This is a genomic window from Achromobacter sp. GD03932, from assembly GCF_029839485.1.
In the GTDB taxonomy this organism is placed as follows: Bacteria; Pseudomonadota; Gammaproteobacteria; order Burkholderiales; family Burkholderiaceae_B; genus Achromobacter; species Achromobacter bronchisepticus_A.
Window position 1 is genome coordinate 35,100 of sequence record NZ_JAOCAT010000028.1, and the last position, 13,755, is coordinate 48,854.

13 protein-coding genes and 1 other RNA gene are annotated in these 13,755 nt (G+C 65.9%); 8 read left to right on the forward strand and 6 right to left on the reverse strand.

What is annotated here, in order from left to right; all coding sequences use genetic code 11:
* The first annotated feature begins 26 nt into the window (after window positions 1-26).
* The 7 genes from N5C88_RS23515 to N5C88_RS23545 all read left to right on the forward strand — a co-directional run bounded on the left by N5C88_RS23515 (window position 27) and on the right by N5C88_RS23545 (window position 7,297).
* Window positions 27-992 carry a tripartite tricarboxylate transporter substrate binding protein gene (locus N5C88_RS23515; RefSeq protein ID WP_280016342.1) on the forward strand — a complete coding sequence of 322 codons (966 nt, stop codon included), beginning with the start codon at window positions 27-29 and terminating at the stop codon, window positions 990-992.
* A gap of 82 nt (window positions 993-1,074) precedes the next feature.
* Window positions 1,075-2,058: a tripartite tricarboxylate transporter substrate binding protein gene (locus N5C88_RS23520; RefSeq protein ID WP_118933418.1), complete on the forward strand. Its 984-nt coding sequence runs from the start codon at window positions 1,075-1,077 to the stop codon at window positions 2,056-2,058.
* Between the two features lie 51 nt (window positions 2,059-2,109).
* Window positions 2,110-2,970, forward strand: coding sequence for a MaoC/PaaZ C-terminal domain-containing protein (locus N5C88_RS23525; protein ID WP_118933417.1), 861 nt, complete (start codon window positions 2,110-2,112; stop codon window positions 2,968-2,970).
* A gap of 19 nt (window positions 2,971-2,989) precedes the next feature.
* Window positions 2,990-4,519, forward strand: a complete 1,530-nt coding sequence (locus tag N5C88_RS23530; RefSeq protein WP_280016343.1) for an AMP-binding protein — start codon at window positions 2,990-2,992, stop codon at window positions 4,517-4,519.
* A gap of 30 nt (window positions 4,520-4,549) precedes the next feature.
* A complete protein-coding gene (locus N5C88_RS23535) occupies window positions 4,550-5,689 on the forward strand; it encodes an acyl-CoA dehydrogenase family protein (protein ID WP_118933415.1) in 1,140 nt (379 codons plus the stop codon).
* 37 nt (window positions 5,690-5,726) lie between these two features.
* On the forward strand, window positions 5,727-6,884 hold the full coding sequence (locus N5C88_RS23540; protein WP_054450871.1) for an acetyl-CoA acetyltransferase: 1,158 nt from the start codon (window positions 5,727-5,729) through the stop codon (window positions 6,882-6,884).
* Between the two features lie 2 nt (window positions 6,885-6,886).
* Entirely contained in the window at window positions 6,887-7,297 is a 411-nt protein-coding gene (locus tag N5C88_RS23545) for a Zn-ribbon domain-containing OB-fold protein (RefSeq protein ID WP_280016344.1), read from the forward strand.
* A 36-nt stretch (window positions 7,298-7,333) separates the two neighbouring features.
* Here N5C88_RS23545 and N5C88_RS23550 read toward each other — a convergent pair whose 3' ends face one another.
* Window positions 7,334-8,269 (reverse strand): alpha/beta hydrolase, encoded by a 936-nt coding sequence (locus N5C88_RS23550; RefSeq protein WP_059374531.1) that lies wholly within the window; start codon window positions 8,267-8,269, stop codon window positions 7,334-7,336.
* A gap of 120 nt (window positions 8,270-8,389) precedes the next feature.
* Here N5C88_RS23550 and N5C88_RS23555 point away from each other — a divergent pair, with 120 nt between their 5' ends.
* Complete coding sequence (locus tag N5C88_RS23555) at window positions 8,390-9,373, forward strand: LysR family transcriptional regulator (RefSeq protein ID WP_280016345.1); 984 nt, start codon at window positions 8,390-8,392, stop codon at window positions 9,371-9,373.
* Between the two features lie 45 nt (window positions 9,374-9,418).
* Here N5C88_RS23555 and ssrA read toward each other — a convergent pair.
* From ssrA to ompA, 5 genes are all read right to left on the reverse strand, one after another.
* Window positions 9,419-9,807, reverse strand: a transfer-messenger RNA (tmRNA) gene (gene ssrA, locus N5C88_RS23560).
* Between the two features lie 91 nt (window positions 9,808-9,898).
* Complete coding sequence (locus N5C88_RS23565) at window positions 9,899-11,077, reverse strand: MFS transporter (RefSeq protein WP_118933413.1); 1,179 nt, start codon at window positions 11,075-11,077, stop codon at window positions 9,899-9,901.
* 345 nt (window positions 11,078-11,422) lie between these two features.
* Window positions 11,423-12,097 carry an HAD-IA family hydrolase gene (locus N5C88_RS23570; protein WP_059374526.1) on the reverse strand — a complete coding sequence of 225 codons (675 nt, stop codon included), beginning with the start codon at window positions 12,095-12,097 and terminating at the stop codon, window positions 11,423-11,425.
* Window positions 12,094-12,822 (reverse strand): bifunctional 2-polyprenyl-6-hydroxyphenol methylase/3-demethylubiquinol 3-O-methyltransferase UbiG, encoded by a 729-nt coding sequence (gene ubiG, locus N5C88_RS23575; protein ID WP_118933412.1) that lies wholly within the window; start codon window positions 12,820-12,822, stop codon window positions 12,094-12,096. Before ubiG ends, N5C88_RS23570 begins: the two co-directional genes overlap by 4 nt.
* 160 nt (window positions 12,823-12,982) lie before the next feature.
* Window positions 12,983-13,564, reverse strand: coding sequence for an outer membrane protein OmpA (gene ompA / locus N5C88_RS23580; RefSeq protein ID WP_013392385.1), 582 nt, complete (start codon window positions 13,562-13,564; stop codon window positions 12,983-12,985).
* Window positions 13,565-13,755 lie beyond the last annotated feature (191 nt).

A 13,755-nucleotide genomic window follows, 5' to 3' on the forward strand; every position in this document is an offset into this window, starting at 1 on the left:
CTAAAAAAACGGAAGGAGATCGACTCATGGCAATGTTGAAGGGATTGTTGGCCGCGGTACTGAGCCTGGCTGCCGCGGGCGCAGCCAGCGGGGCCGACGCTTATCCGGACAAGCCGGTGCGGGTGTACGTGGGCTTCGCGCCCGGCGGCGCCACCGACCTGCTTGCCCGCCTGTACGCCAAAAAGCTCGGCGAACGTTTCAACCAGACTTTCATCGTGGAAAACCGCCCGGGCGCCGGCGGCAACATCGCGATCCAGGCGCTGACGCAGGCGCCGGCCGACGGCTACACGATCGCGATGGCGGCCAACTATGTGGCGGCCAACGCCGCCATGAAGCGCAACCCCTACGACTGGGAGCGCGACCTGATGCCCATAGGCATGGTGGCGTCCACGCCCAACATTCTGGTGGTGCCGCCCGGCTCCAGCATCCAGAGCGTCGAAGACCTGGTGCGCAAGGCCAAGGCCGGCGGCAACAAGCTGACCTTCGCCTCGGCCGGCATGGGCTCGTCCATCCACCTGGCGGGCGAGCTGTTCAAGGTCATGGCCGGCGTCGACATGACACACGTGCCCTACAAGGGGGTGTCGCCGGCGGAGGTGGACCTGATGTCGGGCACGGTGGACATGATGTTCGGCAGCGTCTCCACCGCCATCCCGCTGGTGCAGTCCAAGAAGCTGAAGGCGCTGGCCGTGACCGGGCGCGAGCGCATGAAGGCGATGCCCGACCTGCCCACCATCGAGGAGGCCGGCCTCAAGGGCTACGACGTGGAAGCGGTGTACTTCATGGCGGCGCCCGCCAAGGTGCCGGCGCCAGTCCTGAAGAAGCTGGCCGATGCCGTGGCCGACATCAACAAGCAGCCCGATGTGCAGGAGTTCATGGACCGGATCTACGCCCGGCCCCTGACCGGCGGCCCCGAAGAGGCCCGGGCCTTCCTGAAGGGCGAAGTGAAGAAGTGGCAGGGCGTGGTCGACGCCACCGGCATGAAGGTGGATTGACGCGCGGCAACGGGTCCGTACGCCGGATTCGAGACAGCGGGCGCCACAAGCCCGCGGACAAAAAACCAATCAGGAGACATACATGAACACACGCAGGCGATACACGCTGGCAGTGCTGGCCGGCCTGATGACCGCAATAACCTTGCCGCAGATGTCGCACGCGGCCGATGACTATCCGAACAAACCCCTGCGCCTGATCGCGCCCAGTTCGCCCGGCGGAATCCTGGACATCACCAGCCGGGTGATAGGCAAGAAGCTGTCAGAGCGGCTCGGTCAGCCGGTGGTGGTGGAGAACATGGCAGGCGCGGCCGGCATCCTGGGCATGCAAGGCCTGCTGCGCGCCGAGCCCGACGGCTACACGATGGTCATGGGCAGCAGCGGCCCGAACGCGGTCAATTACACGCTGTACAGCAAGCTGCCGTACGCAATGTCCGACTTCGCTCCGGTGATCCGCATCATCACCATGCCGAACGCGCTGGTGGTCAACGCCAACGCGCCGGTCAAGACGCTGGCGGAGTTCCGCGACTATGCCCGCAAGAAGCAGGGCAACCTGTCCATGGCGGTTTCCATGATCGGCACGTCCGGACACCTGGGCGGAGAGCTGCTGAAGAACCGCCTGGACTTCACCGCGGTCACCGTGCCCTACAAGGGCGCCGCGCCCGCGACCAACGACCTGGTCGCGGGCCAGGTCGACTTCACGGTCGAGAACGTGATCACCGTCGCGCCGCTGGTCAAGGCGGGCAGGCTGCGGGCGCTGGCGGTTACCACCCGCGAGCGCAGCCAGATCCTGCCCGATGTGCCGACGCTGGCCGAGCAAGGCTATCCCGATGTGGACGTCGGCGCCTGGCTGGGCGTACTGGTCGCGGCGCGCACGCCGCCGGCGGTGGTCGCGCGGCTGAACACGGAGCTCAACGCGGTCCTGGCCGATGAAGAGGTGAAGAAGCAGCTGGCGCAGCAGGGCGGCATTCCGCTGGGCGGCACGCCGGCCGAGTTCGACAGCTTCATCCGGTCGGAAAAAGACCGTTGGGAAAAAATCATCAAGGCCGCCGGCATCAAGGCGGAATGACCAGCATGCCGGCGGCCTGGCGCTGCCGGCATGCGTAGGGAGGCATGATCCATGGCAATCGATTATCAAAACCTGCGCAACTGGAAGTTCGAGGATCGCGTCGACCGCTACAGCGCGCGCGACTGCATGATCTACGCGCTGGGCCTGGGCTACGGCAGCGACCCTGCCGATGAAGCCGAGCTGCGCTACGTGCACGAGGACGGGACGGCCGTGGTGCCGACTTTCCTGGCCACCATCGGCGCGCCCAACGGCTGGGCCGCCGATCCGGCCACCGGCATAGACTGGGTCAAGATCCTGCACGGCGAGCATCGCATGACCTTCCACGCGCCGCTGGCCGCGGCCGGCGCGGTGCGCAGCCAGACCCGCGTCACGCGGGTGGTGGACAAGGGCGCCAGCAAGGGTGCGCTGGTGGTGACCGTGCGCGACATTTCGGACGCCGACAGCGGCGCGCCGCTGGCCACGGTAGAGCATGTGTCGTTCTGCCGCGCCGATGGCGGCTTCGGCCAGGGCGACGAACCGCCCGAGGCCTTGCCGGCCACGCCGCAACGCGAGCCCGATCAGGTCGTGCTGCTGGCCACGCTGCCGCAGCAGGCATTGCTCTATCGCCTGAACGGCGATCTCAATCCGGTGCACGCGCTGCCGCATATGGCGCGCACGGCGGGCTTCGACCGGCCCATCCTGCATGGCCTGTGCACCTATGGCATGGCGGCGCGCGCGCTGCTGCAGGCCTGCGCGCCCGGGGGGGCGCAACGCCTGGGCGCCATCGCCGCGCGTTTTTCCGCGCCGTTCTTTCCAGGCGAGACGCTGCGCGTGGAGATCTGGCGCGACGGCGACCGCCTGCAATTCCGCGCGCTGGCGCACGAGCGCGGCACGGTGGTGCTGAGCCACGGCGCCGCCAGCCTGGCGCATTGAGAGAAACCAGAGGTGAACCATGTCTGTACTTGAAGCCCATGCCCGGGAGATGCCCGATGGCATCGCCTACCGCATGATTCCGTCCGGCACCACGGTGACCTGGCGCGAGTTGGAACTGCGCAGCCGCAAATGCGCGGCGGCCTTGCTGGACGCCGGCCTGCAATCCGGCGACGTGATCGCGGTGTTCCTGGAGAACCATCCGCGCTTCTTCGAACTGTTGTGGGCCGCGCACCGCGTCGGCCTGTACTACACCACCATCAGCCGCCACCTCAAGCGCGAGGAAGCGCGCTACATCATCGAGAACTGCGACGCGCGGGTGTTGTTCTACTCCGGCCACACCCAGGCCGAAACGGATGCGGATGCGCTGGACGCGCGCGGCGTGCTGCGCGTGAGCATGGACGGCGCGGACGCCAGCGCGATCCAGTACGAAGACTGGCCCGGCCGTTACGCCGACGACGTGGCCCTGCCCGAAACCCCGGAGGGCACGGACTTCCTGTATTCGTCGGGGACCACCGGACTGCCCAAGGGCATCAAGCGCCCGCTGTCCGTGGCCAACCGCTATTTCCGCGTCGGCGACGCGCCCAGCAGCGCCTGGAAGGCCTTCGACCGCGACACCGTCTATCTGTCGACCGCGCCGTTCTACCACGCGGCCCCGGTGCGCTGGAACATGGCGGCGCTGCGGGCGGGCGGCAGCTGCGTCATGATGGAAAAATTCGACGCGGCCGCGGCGCTGGAGGCCATCGCCACCTACGGCGTTACCCATTCGCAATGGGTGCCGACCATGTTCATCCGCCTGCTGCGCCTGCCGCCAGAGGAGCGCGCGCGCCACGACCTGTCCACGCTGCGCTACGCGGTGCACGCGGCCGCGCCGTGCCCGGCCGACGTCAAGGAGGCGATGATCGCGTGGTGGGGGCCGATCCTGTACGAGTACTACAGCGGCACCGAACTGGTGGGACGCACCTCGCTGGGCTCCGACGAGTGGCTGGCGCACCGCGGCTCGGTCGGCCGGCCGGAGTTCGGCCAGGCCCACATCATGAGCGAGGACGGGCTGAACGAACTGCCCGCGGGCCAGCCTGGCGTCATCTATTTTTCCGGCGGCGGCTCCTTCGAATATCACAAGGATCCGGACAAGACGCGCGGCGCCTACAACGCGCGCGGCTGGGCCACCTACGGCGATATCGGCTATCTGGACCAGGACGGCTATCTGTACCTGACAGACCGCCTGTCCAACATGATCGTGTCGGGCGGCGTCAACATCTATCCCCAGGAAGCGGAGAACCTGCTGAGCACGCATCCCGCGGTGGCCGACGTGGCGGTGGTCGGCGTGCCGAACACGGAGTTCGGCGAGGAGGTGAAAGCGGTGGTGCAACTGCGCGATCCCGCCGCCGCCAGCCCCGACCTGGCGCAGCAGCTCATCGCCTACTGCCGCGACCGGATCTCGCCCATCAAGTGCCCGAAGAGCGTGGACTTTTCCAGCGACATGCCGCGCACCGAGACCGGCAAGCTGCTCAAGCGCCTGGTCAAGCAACGCTACTGGCCGCAGGCCTAGGCGGCCCGCCATGACAGACCAGGAGACCGCATGAACCCGCAGCGCAAGCTTTTCTCGGCGGAGCACGAACTGTTCCGCGACACGGTGGCGCGCTTCATTGCGCAAGAGATCACGCCCCATCACTACCAATGGGAACAGGAAGGCCTGGTGCCGCGCGAGCTGTGGCGCAAGGCCGGCGCGGCCGGAATCCTGCTGCCCAGCACGCCCGAGGAATATGGCGGGGGCGGCGGCGACTTCCTGCACACCATCATCGTGGTGGAAGAGATCGCCCGCGCGCTGGCCACCGGCGTCACCGGCTTCACCACCCATTCCGACATCGTCGCGCCCTACCTGCTGAACTTCGGCAGCGAACGCCAGAAGCAGCGCGACCTGCCCGGCATGGCCCAGGGCGACATCGTGGCGTCCATCGCCATGACCGAGCCGGGCGCGGGCAGCGACGTCAAGGCGATACGCACGGCGGCGGCCAAGGCGCCGGGCGGCTATGTCATCAACGGCCAGAAGACCTTCATCACCAACGGCTTCCATGCCGACCGCGTGCTGGTGGTGGCCAAGACCGATCCCGCCGCCGGCGCCCGCGGCATCAGCCTGTTCTGGGTCGATACCGCGACGCCCGGATTCACCCGCGGACGCCTTTTGGACAAGGTCGGGCAGAAGGCGCAGGACACGGCCGAACTCTTTTTCCAGGACATGTTCGTGCCGGACGCGGACATGCTGGGCGAGCCGGGGCAGGGCTTCGGCTATCTGATGAAGGAACTGGTGCGCGAGCGCCTGATGATCGCGGTGCGCTGCGCCATGGCGCTGGAGAGCGCGCTGCAATGGACCGTCGACTACACCAAGAACAGGCGCGCTTTCGACAAGGCGTTGATCGACAACCAGCACATCCGCTTCAAGCTGGCCGACATCAAGACCCTGGCCGCCGCCACCCGCGCCTTCGTCGACGGCTGCGTGCAGCAATACCTGGATGGCGAGCTCGATGCCGGCGGCGCGGCCATGGCCAAGCTGTGGGCTTCTGAAGCTACCAGCGCCATCGACGACCTGCTGCAGTTCCACGGCGGCTACGGCTACATGCGCGAATACCCCATCGCCCGCGCCTACACCGACGTGCGGCCCAACCGGATTTACGGCGGCGCTTCGGAGGTCATGCGCGAGCTGATCGCGCGGACGCTTTGAACCTTCTTCTTCGACTTCGACAGGAACAGATCCCTACATGAGCAAGCATCTCTCGAAATCGGTCGCCATCGTCGGCGCCGCGGAATCCGACCTGGGGAAAGTGCCCGGGATGACCTCGCTGGACCTGCAGGCGCAGGCAGCGGCCCGCGCGTTGCGTGATGCCGGGTTGACGCTCAAGGACGTCGACGGCGTGTTCGCGCACGTGGACGACAAGTTCGCCGGCCTGCACCTTGCGGAATACCTGGGCATACGGCCGCGCTACGTCGATTCGACCAGCGTGGGCGGCATGTCCAGCGTCATGCACATCCGCCACGCCATGGCCGCCATCGAGGCCGGCATGTGCGAGGTGGCGCTGGTGGCCTATGGCAGCACCCAGCTTTCGGACGGCACACGCAAAGTGGGCGGCACGCCCGAAGACATGCGCATGCCGCGCGGGCAGTTCATCACGCCGTATGGGCAGCTGAGCCCCATCGGCTACTACGCGATGGTGGCGCAGCTGCACATGCAGCGCTACGGCACCACGCACAAGGACCTGGCCGAAGTGGCGGTGGCGGCGCGCAAATGGGCGCAGCTCAATCCCAAGGCCTACCGCCGCGAGGACACCTCGATCGAGGAAGTCATGGCGTCCAAGATGATTGCCGACCCTCTGCGCCAGCGCGACTGCTGCCTGGTGACCGACGCCGGCGGCGCGGTCATCATCACGTCCGCGGCACGCGCCCGCGAACTCAAGCGGCCGCCGGTCTACGTGATGGGCATCGCGGAATCCTTCTCGCACCACTACACGCCTTTCAACACCGCGGACTGGCTGGACACCAATGTGGCGCAGACGGCGGACGCCGCGCTGGCCATGGCCGGCGTCACGCGAGCCGACATCGATGTGGTGCAGATCTACGACCACTTCACCATCGGCGTGATCCAGTCGCTGGAGGAACTGGGCTTCTGCAAGCGCGGGGAGGGCGGGGCCTTCGTGGCGGACGGGCGCCTGGCTCCCGGAGGCGACTTCCCCATCAATACCTCGGGCGGCGGCCTGTCCTATAACCATCCCGGCCAGTTCGGCATGCTGCTGCTGCTCGAGGCCGTGCACCAATTGCGCAAGGAATGCGGTGAGCGTCAGCTGCCCCGCGCCGAGCTGGCCTTGGTACATGCGCCCGGCCTGGTTTTTTCCTGCAATACCACCCTGATACTCGGAGTCTGACCATGGATCTCGCCCAACGCCCGCTGCCGCAACCGACCCGGATCACCCAGCCCTACTGGGATGCGGCGAAGGAAAACCGCCTGGTCATCCAGCAGTGCGGCTGCTGCAAGACGCGCCAGTTCTATCCGCGCGAATTCTGCACGGCCTGCCTGTCCGACAGCATCGAATGGATCGACTCCGCAGGCCAGGGCACCGTCTACACCTACACCGTCAACCGGCGCCCGAGCAACGCGGCCCTGAGCGAAAAAGTGCCTTATGTCGTCGCCATGATCGACCTGGACGAAGGCGTGCGCATGATGGCAAACATCATCGACAGCCCGCCCGAGGCGGTCCGGATAGGAAGCCGGGTGCGGGTGTGCTTCGAACAGGTATCGGACGAGATCACCTTGCCGCAGTTCAGGCTGGAGGCTTGAGCACAGCGCCGGCCAGTGGCCGGCGTTGCTGCGTGGCTACAGGTGCTGCTTGAAGAAAGGAACCAGCTCGGCCATGGCCAGCGCCACGGGTTCGGGCTTGTCATAGAGGTCGTAGTGCGACCAGCCTTCGACCAGCACCATGCGCTTGTCCCTGGAGCCGGCGCGGCCGTAGATTTCCCAGCCGTCGCGGTAGGCGCCGAAGCCGCCCGGCTTGCTGCCCATCACCACCATCAGCGGCTGGGTGAGCAGCACTTCCGCGTTCAGGAAGGCATCCCAGCCCATCGCGGCGCTATTGAAGGAGTACAAACCGCTGGTCGCGCCATTGGGCTGCCGGCCGCGCGGCGTCTTGTAGTACTCGGTGGCTTCCAGCAGGTCGATGTCGGTGATGCCGGCCTGCTTGCCCGCTTCCACCGAGTCCGGCAGGTAATTGATGATGTGGGGCGCGGCGCCCTTGGCCTCCGCCGTGCGCTGCTTGGCCATGGCCTCGATCGCGGCCACCGGATCGAAATTGGCGAAACCCTCCCGGATCAGGCGCCCGAAATTCACGCCGGTGATCGAGGCCAGCGCCTTGATGCGGTGGTCGGTGATGGCGGCGTGGATGGTATAGGCGCCGCCGCCGCAGATGCCGATCGCGCCGATGCGGTTCTCGTCCACATAGGGCAGCGACTGCAGATAGTCGATGGCGTAGCGGATGTCGGACACGCGGATGGCCGGATCCTCCATATAGCGGGGCTCGCCGCCGCTGGCGCCCTGGAAGCTCGCGTCGAAGGCCAGGACGATGAAGCCCTCCTTGGCCAGCCCGGCGCCGTACACATTGCCGCTGGTCTGTTCCTTGCAGCTGCCGATGGGGTGGGTGCTGACGATGGCCGGATACTTTTTCTTCTCGTCGAAACCCGGCGGCAGGTAGAGGTCGGCGGCCGTGTCCCAGCCCAGGTTCCTGTAGCTGACGTGCTTGATGGTGGTCGAGGTCATGATGGTTTCCTTGTCGGGCGGTGTGTGCCAGAGGATGGGGTGATCAGTGATGCAATGGAGTCATCTTAGGAGCGCCATTGATTAAGATAAATACGCATTGAAGGACATGAGAGTTAAGCTATGCTTACCAATATGCCCATGTCGCCTTCGCTACTCCCCGCGCTCGCCTGGTTCGCGCACATCGCCCGCCATCGCAGCTTCACCAAGGCCGCGTCGGAAATGGAAGTGTCGCGCGCGGCCCTGTCGCAGCAGTTGAAGGCGCTGGAACAGCAGCTGAACGTGCGGCTGCTGCATCGCACGACCCGCGACATGTCGCTGACCGAAGAAGGGCAACGGCTGTTCGATGCGCTTGCGCCCGCGCTCGCGTCCATCGAGCGCGCAGTCGGCGAACTGGGCGAGGCCTGCGCCGAGCCCGCCGGGCTGATCCGCATCAACACCTCGCGGCCGGCCGCGAGGTTGTTGCTGGAGCCGGGCATGACCCGCTTCCTGGCGGCCTACCCGAAGTTGCGGCTGGAACTGGTCATGAACGACGGCTTCGCCAACATCGTGGCCGAAGGGCTGGACGTCGGCATCCGGCTGGGCGAAAGCCTGGACGAACACATGGTCGCGGTGCCGGTGACCCCCATGCTGGAAATGGCCATCGTCGGCGCGCCGGCCTACTTCGAGCGCCACGGCATCCCCGAAACGCCCGCCGACCTGATGCGGCACAACTGCCTGTCCTACCGCTACACCACCAGCGGCACGATAGACCGCTGGACGTTCAACTCCCCCGATGCCGAGGGCCGCACGATCGTGCTGGAACCGCAGGGCAACGCCGTCTTCAACGACGATGACAGCATGCTGCGCGCGGCGGTGCAGGGGGTAGGGCTGGTCCAGCACATCGACCTGTGCGTGCGCCAGCAACTGGCCGAGGGCACGCTGGTGCGCGTCCTGCGGCCGTGGTGCAAGCCATTTCCGGGATTCTTTCTTTATGTGCCGTCGCGGGCGCAAATGCCGGCCAAGATACGGGCGCTGATGGATTTTCTGGTGGAACAGCGGCGGTGGTTGGAGCAGGAGAAGCGCGACATCCTGGGTAGCCGGCGCGCGGTTGGCGCAGGCAAATAAAAAAGGCCGGTCTGACTTTGAATCAGACCGGCCTTCTGCGGTATTTGGTGGAGCCGGGGGGAATTGAACCCCCGTCCGCAAGCCCTCCGCAACCAGTTCTACATGCGTAGTCGATTTATTTGGTTTTAACCCTGGACTTAGCCAACCGACAGGCCGGACCAGAGCGATTCACGTAATTTAAATTTGAACCGTGTGACCCCAGTTCAAACCGATTCCTTGTGAATGTCGCTGCTGCGGTTCGAGGGTTGCCCCCCTAGGAAGTTGCCTTCCCCCGCCTGACCCAAGGACAGATCAGTGCAGCGGCTCACCGCTTAAGCGGCGAGAGCGAAACGCTCGTCGTTGGCGTTTGTAGTGTTCCAGTGGTTTAACGAGCGTACTGGTGCTCGGCATGCCCTGAGTTGTTTCGCGACCCACGTCGAATCCGGATCGGCCCCAAGAACATCTATTGTACTGGGAAACGCCATAGCCTGCTGCATCGTCTGCGCCGCCATGCCCGGGCGTGGCGCAGACGATACAGGCGGGGCGTCAGGCGGCGTTGGCGCAGGCCGCCTTGGGCTCCCGGCGCGGGCGCGAGGCCGCCATCAGCGCGATGGCCAGGATCACGGAGACGCCGACGATGACGGCCGCGGCCCAACCCAGCGAGGCCAGCCCGTAGTTGTCGATGACGTACCCGCCGACCACGGCGCCCAGGCCGATGCCGGTGTTGGCGCCCGAAATATTCAGGGACGCGGCAAAGGCCGGCGCTTCGGGCGCGGATTTCATCAGCCGCACGTGGCAGACGATGAAGAGGGCGGCTTGCGCAATGCCCCAGACGCCCAGCGCCACGGCCAGCAGGCCATGCGATTGCATCACGGGGGCGATCACGGCCAGCCCGGCCGCCATCAGCGCCGAAAAGAGCGCGGTCGCGCCCAGCGGGCTGCGGTCCACCATGCGGCCGCCCAGGGTGTTGCCGATCAAGCCGACGGCGCCGAACGCCATCATGGTCCAGCCGACGATCTGGCCGTTGAAGCCGGCCAATCGCTCCAGCATGTCCGCCAGGTAGGTGTAGGCCGTGAACATGCCAGTGAAAACCAGCAGCGACAGCAGCACATGTCCCACCACGATCGGATTGCGCAGGATGCGCAGTTGCGTGATGAGCTTGACGCTATCGGCGCGGATGCGGGTGCTGGGGAAGGCGAACAGCAAGAGCAGGGCCTTGGCGAACGCCACCGCCGACAGCACGCCAAAGGCGGCGCGCCAGCCGAAGGCGTCGGAAATCAGCACGCCAATGGGGATGCCGAACACCGTGGCCGCGACGATGCCGAAGGCGACCATGGAGATGGCGCGGCCGGCGCGCGCCGGGCCGACCAACTCCACGGCCGTGGCGCTGGCCAGCGACCAGAATACGGGCAGAGCCAGGGCAGGGACGAGGCGAGCCACGGCCATGACCCAGATGTTCGGCGCGACGGCCGCCAGGGCGTTGGACAGGCCGAACAGCACCAGCACGCCGATGAACAGCCGCTTGCGCTCGATATTGGCCATGAGCGCCGTGAGCAGCGGACCGGTCGCCGCCACCGTGAAGGCGAACAGCGATACCAGCAGGCCGGCCTGGGACACGGTGACGTCCAGGTCGCGGGCCAGGCCGGGCAGCAGCCCGATGATCAGGAACTCTGTCGTCAGGATGGTGAAGCCGGCGGCGGAAAGTAACAGGATGGGCAATAGCATAGGCATTCCTCTGGCGCGGCGCGGGATGGCGGCGCGCGGGCGGCGTTGTGGGCGGTCTAAAAAAAGGTCAGGGGTGCGCCGGCCGGAGCGCCGGGCAGAGCATCGGGGCCGAAAGGCGCCGGTGCGGGGATCAGTGGCGGCGGATGGTACTGGCCGCAACTGCCGGCATCAGCCGGAAAAGGCAATCGGGAAGCACCCGCATGCCTTGCATGAGTCACACTTTAAGTGACTATGGTTTCAGGATAAAGACCCTGGTGTCGGAAATATTGTTCGGGTAACTCAACTAATTCCTGCGAACAACCAAAAGGCCGGAACCGGGCCGCATGGCGGCCCGGCCGTGCAGACTTAGCGCAGATCGCTGGGCAGCAGCGGATGGATGGCGGACCAGAGTTCCGCGGGGGTATTGGCGCAGGTTTCCGCTTCCCAGGCCGTGATGTTGTCGTCCTCGCCGACGTAGCCGTAAGCGGCTGCCACCGCGGGCATGCCTGCCGCGTGCGCGGCCTGGATGTCGCGCAGGTCGTCGCCGACATAGACGCAGCGGTCTACGGCGAAGCCGGCTTCGCGCGCGGCGTGCTGCAGCGGCAGCGGGTGCGGCTTGGCGTGCGCCGTGGTGTCGCCGCAGACCAGGACCGCGCTGTCGCGCGTCAGGTCCAGGTATTCGACGATGGGCAGGGTCAGGTAGGTGACCTTGTTGGTCACGATGCCCCAGGACAGTCCGCGGCTGCGGATGTCCGCCAGCAGCGCTTCGATGCCGGGAAACAGCTTGCTGTGGACGGTGGAGCCGGCGGCGTAGTCTTCCAGGAACTGAAGGCGGGTGGGCTCGTAGTCGGCGTCGCCCGGCTTCAAGTCCAGCGCCACGCGCAGCAGGCCGCGCGCGCCCTGGGATGCGACCGGACGCAAGGCCTCGTAGGGCATCGGTTCCAGGCCCTTGCGGGTGCGCTGGCGGTTGGCCGCGGCGGCCAGGTCGGGGGCGGTGTCGGCCAGCGTGCCGTCGAAGTCGAACAGGATCAGGGCGCTCATTTGCGGGTAGCCATCAGGTAGTTGACCGAGGTGTCGGAAGACAGGGTGTAGATCTGGGTGATCGGGTTGTATTCCATGCCGCGCATGCTGACCGGTTCCAGGTTGGCGCCGCGCGCGGCCGCCGACAGCTCGCTGGGCTTGATGAACTGGTCATAGCTGTGCGTGCCGCGCGGCAGCAGGCGCAGGACATATTCGGCGCCCACGATGGCGAACAGGAAGGACTTGGGATTACGGTTCAGCGTCGAAAAGAACACCCAGCCGCCCGGTTTGACCAGGGTCGAGCAGGCGCGCACGACGGACGCCGGGTCCGGCACGTGTTCCAGCATTTCCATGCAGGTCACCACGTCGTACTGACCGGGTTGTTCCGCTGCGAGTTCCTCTACGGGAACCTTGCGGTACTCCACCTTCACGCCGGATTCCAGGCCATGCAGGCGAGCCACTTTCAGGGACTTGTCGGCCAGGTCGATGCCGGTGACCTCGGCGCCGCTGCGCGCCATGGCTTCGGACAGGATGCCGCCGCCGCAGCCCACGTCCAGCACCTTCTTGCCCGCCAGGCTGCCTGCGCATTCCTGGATCCATTCCAGCCGCAGCGGGTTAATGGCGTGCAGAGGCTTGAACTCGCTTTCGGGATCCCACCAACGGCTGGCCAGGGCGCCGAACTTGTCGATTTCGGCCTGGTCGGCGTTGATGGCGGGGCGGGCGGTGTCGTGAGTTTGCGTAGTCATGGGCAGGTTCAGCGTAAGGCGACTCTATGACTCTATATATAGAGGGGTCCGTCGCGCCGGGCGAGGGAGGGGCGGCGCAGCCCTGCACCGCTTTGGTGCGTGGCCGGCGAAAAAAAGGGCCTCGCTATGCGAGGCCCCCTTATTGTAGCTAGTCCAGCAATTACTTGCGGCTACCCACGATTTCGATCTCAACGCGACGGTTTTGGGCGCGGCCTTCCTTCGTCTTGTTGGAAGCGATCGGGTTCAGCTCACCCTTGCCTTCCGTGTAGATACGGTTCGGGTCGATACCCTTGCTGACCAGGTAGGTCTTGACCGAAGCGGCGCGGCGCTCGGACAGCTTCTGGTTGTAGGCTTCCGTACCGATCGAGTCGGTGTGGCCCACAGCAATGATGGTTTCGAGGTCGATACCGCGAGCTTGCTGGGCGACTTGGTCCAGCAGCTGACGGCCTTCGGGCTTCAGCGTCGACTTGTCGAAGTCGAAGAACGTGTCAGCATTGAACACGACCTTGGCCGCCATCGGGGCCGGCTTCGCCTTCTGTTGTGCAACCGGAACGCCGTCGCAACCGGGGATGCCGGTGGCCGGGGTCCAGAATGCATCGCGCCAGCACAGTTCGTTCGTGCCGTTCTTCCAAACGTCACCGAACGGGTTGCGCCAGTTGTCCACGGTTTGCGCGGAAGCTACACCAGAGGCCGTGACGGCGGCGAAGGCGAGCGCCAGAGCGAATTTGGAGGGTTTGTTCATGTTTCTCCTCGTTGAGCTTGAAGCTGGATAAGTGACTCGCAGCGAACCCCCGCCGCATATCAGGAAAACGGGGCCAGTATAGCAACGCCAAGAGCTGGTTCAAAGGAATAGCTACTGGGTTTCCTGCGTGCTGGAAACAATCTTAAGGCATTTGGGGGGCTTTGGCTTCCCTGGAGAGGCGCATTGGCGCT